The organism is Campylobacter concisus, assembly GCF_002913865.1.
In the GTDB taxonomy this organism is placed as follows: Bacteria; Campylobacterota; Campylobacteria; order Campylobacterales; family Campylobacteraceae; genus Campylobacter_A; species Campylobacter_A concisus_AM.
Window position 1 is genome coordinate 1 of the sequence record NZ_POYX01000059.1, and the last position, 2,960, is coordinate 2,960.

4 protein-coding genes are annotated in these 2,960 nt (G+C 34.5%); 2 read left to right on the forward strand and 2 right to left on the reverse strand.

The features are described 5' to 3' along the window. The first annotated feature begins 176 nt into the window (after positions 1-176). On the forward strand, positions 177-668 hold the full coding sequence (locus CYP77_RS03995) for a uracil-DNA glycosylase family protein (RefSeq protein ID WP_258032409.1): 492 nt from the start codon (positions 177-179) through the stop codon (positions 666-668). Next, complete coding sequence (locus tag CYP77_RS04000) at positions 665-1,945, forward strand: hypothetical protein (protein WP_103567553.1); 1,281 nt, start codon at positions 665-667, stop codon at positions 1,943-1,945. Before CYP77_RS03995 ends, CYP77_RS04000 begins: the two co-directional genes overlap by 4 nt. Before the next feature lie 12 nt (positions 1,946-1,957). On the opposite strand, the gene CYP77_RS04005 is transcribed toward CYP77_RS04000, so the two are convergent. After that, positions 1,958-2,347, reverse strand: a complete 390-nt coding sequence (locus CYP77_RS04005; protein WP_103567552.1) for a YbgC/FadM family acyl-CoA thioesterase — start codon at positions 2,345-2,347, stop codon at positions 1,958-1,960. A gap of 10 nt (positions 2,348-2,357) precedes the next feature. Further along, positions 2,358-2,960 (reverse strand): hypothetical protein (locus CYP77_RS09940; RefSeq protein ID WP_181001947.1); only part of this gene is annotated, 603 nt, incomplete at its 5' end.

Here is a 2,960-nt window from a genome sequence, read left to right on the forward strand (position 1 = left end):
GTTATAATCCAAAAATGAAATTTCATAAAAATAAAGATCTCTTAGAAAAATTACTTTTTTTAAAAGCGATCGGTTACAATTTTATAGATGAAAATTTTCTTAATTTAAGTAAATATCAAGATTATAACAGCATAGACGAGCTAAATAGTGAGATAAAAAAGTGCTCTCTTTGCTTTTTGAGAAACAGTTCAAAGTGCGTTTCTACTGGCTTTGGTGATAAAAATAGCAAGATAATGTTTGTCTTACTTTGCAAAAAAGATGACTATTTTGAAGGCATAAGTGGCAAAATTTTGCAAAATGCTATAAAAGAAGGCTTAAATTTAGAAAAAGATAGTGTTTATATAAGCTTGCTTTTGCGCTGTGAAATTTCAAATAGTGACGCGAAAAATCCAGCACTAAAGAGCTCGTTTGAGCTTTGTAGGCCATATCTTTTAGAAGAGATAAGACTTATTAAGCCCAAAATAATCATCACTTTAGGAGAGGAAGCTTTCATGTATCTTTATCCAAATTTGCTCTCAAAGGGTGGATTTTCAAGTATAAGAGGAAGCATTTTAAAAGATGATGATAGGTTTATAATGCCAACTTTTTCACCAGAGTGGATCAGCAAAAACCCAAGTTTTGAAGAAAATTTTATAGATGATTTGAAAAAAATCAAGGGAGTGATATGAAAAGATTTTTTCTTTTTTTAGTTATATTTGTAAGCCTTTTTGCAGCGCAAAATGAGGCCTTAAACGAAATGCAAGACGAGATCACTGAGGCAAAATTTGAAAGCAACATCACTAAAAATCAAAGCCTCTCAAGCATACCACCAGCAAAGATCACTTACATAAATTTAGAGCCAGAATTTTGTGATAGCTCTTGCCTAAATGAGCTAGCAAAGAGCGATATGTTAGCTAGCTTTATGGCAAGATTTGAGCCAGCAAAGATAGATGATAAGGCACTTTTGGACCTTTACACTTCGCTTGGTGGAGAGATGGTTTTAAAGCTCGCTGCAAGTGATAAGATAGCGGTCATCATCCCTCAAAAGGTCATAAAATCATACGCAAATGTCGTATCGAACGCTATTTTGAGCTACATCTTAAAGCAAGATGCAAATGTCGAAGTGAAATTTATAAATAGCAGCGACGAGAGTTTGCCTAGTCTTCAAAATGCGCTTCAAAACGCTAGAAGCGAGGGCTTTATCTACTTTATAGCAGCCCTTACTCAAAATGGTGCAAACATAGTAAATTCTCTCATCCTGCCAAACGAACTCATCTACATCCCAAGCGTTCATAGCTCTTTCGTGACAGCTCCAAAGCCAAATTTGATCTTTGGCGGAGTTGATTACAAAGCGCAAATTTCAGCCCTGCTGGCTTTTGCCAACGAAAAGATAGTCGCCTTTGACGATGGCAGCGCGCTAGCACAAAAGCTAAATGAGTATGTACGCATGCAAAGTAACGACTACTACGAGAGCTCGATCACAGGTAAAGATATAAATTTAAACGATACTTTAAGCAAAAAGTCTAAATTTGATAACGCAAGCGTCTTTTTAAACATTCCTATCGTCAAAGCTTCTCTTGTGGCAACGCAGATGAGAGGCTTTGAGATAAAGCCTTATGCACTTTTAAGCACGCAGATAAATTTCTTGCCAAATATCTTTAGCGCCATCACGCAAAGAGATAGGCAAAATCTATTTGTGGCAAATTCGCTAAATTCGCTTGATGAGAGATTTTTAGGGTTTGGAGATCTTTTTGGAGTTGATTTTAGATACTCACAGATCGGCTACTCGAGTGCGCTGGGAGTGGAGTATATCTATACAAATTTCATAAACAAAAATGCCAGCAAAATTTTTACAGAGAGGGTTGAGGGCTCGCAAGTTTTATATGATGTGAAAATTTATGATACAAAAAGCGATCACTTTAATGAGGTAAATTCGCAGGAGCAAAATAGCACAAGCGGGATTTAGCAGTTTTGCTTGCTAAAATTTAACCTCATTTATAAAAGATTTCATGCTCTCATCTATCTTTGCTAGCCTGCCCTCTTTCATAAAAGCTAGCGTGATAGTCGCTTTAAAGAGCATTTTTTCGGCATCTTTTTCATCAAATTTATAAATTTCTTGCTCTAAAACAAGGCTTGCTTTTTTAAGTTCTATGAGCTTTGTTTTTACAAAAACCTCATCGCCAAGCACGGCTGAAGCGAGAAATTTAGCTTCAAGTGCCAAAACGACAAAGTATCTGCCCTCTTTTGTGAAATTTAGCCCAGCTTCAAAAAACGCCTCACTTCTAGCTCGCTCGCAATATTTAATATAGTTTGTATGATAGACAATGCCGCCTGCATCGGTATCTTCGTAGTAGACTCGTATTTTCATGTTACAAATACTAATTAATAGTACTTTTTTCTAACCCATTAATATTTGATTCCAATTTTTCTAACAAAACCAGCACATCTTCTATTTCCTTTTCATGCCAATTATGGCTATCGTCCAACTGGGGCGCATGGGAAAGCGGATTCATGATAACTTTTTTATATATGTCCAAATTTAAAAGTACATTTTTTATTTCCTCAGAAATATCCAAACGATATTCTTTAATTTTACTCTTTATCTCTTCAATAGAATTTAATTCGTCAATCTCAGTTATTAAATCATTGGCGAGTTTAATCTTTTCATCAACTTTCTTCATATATATCGATTGTTGACTACATATCGAATGAATAATATTTTTACTATCTTCAACACCACCAATCATCACAATTTTTGATAATTCATATACCATTCTTTCAAATTTTTGTCTAATCATATTTCCTATATGCTCAAATTGTGGTTCTGATTTTTTAGCTTGTTTCAAATAATACTTTCTTATATCCTCAACTGGTTTAAATTGTGAGTTATTATATATTCTAGCACTATTTCCAATCTCATACAGGTTTGCAAATTGCCACTTTACTGAATATTTATAGCTTTTCTGTTTTATACCGATAAT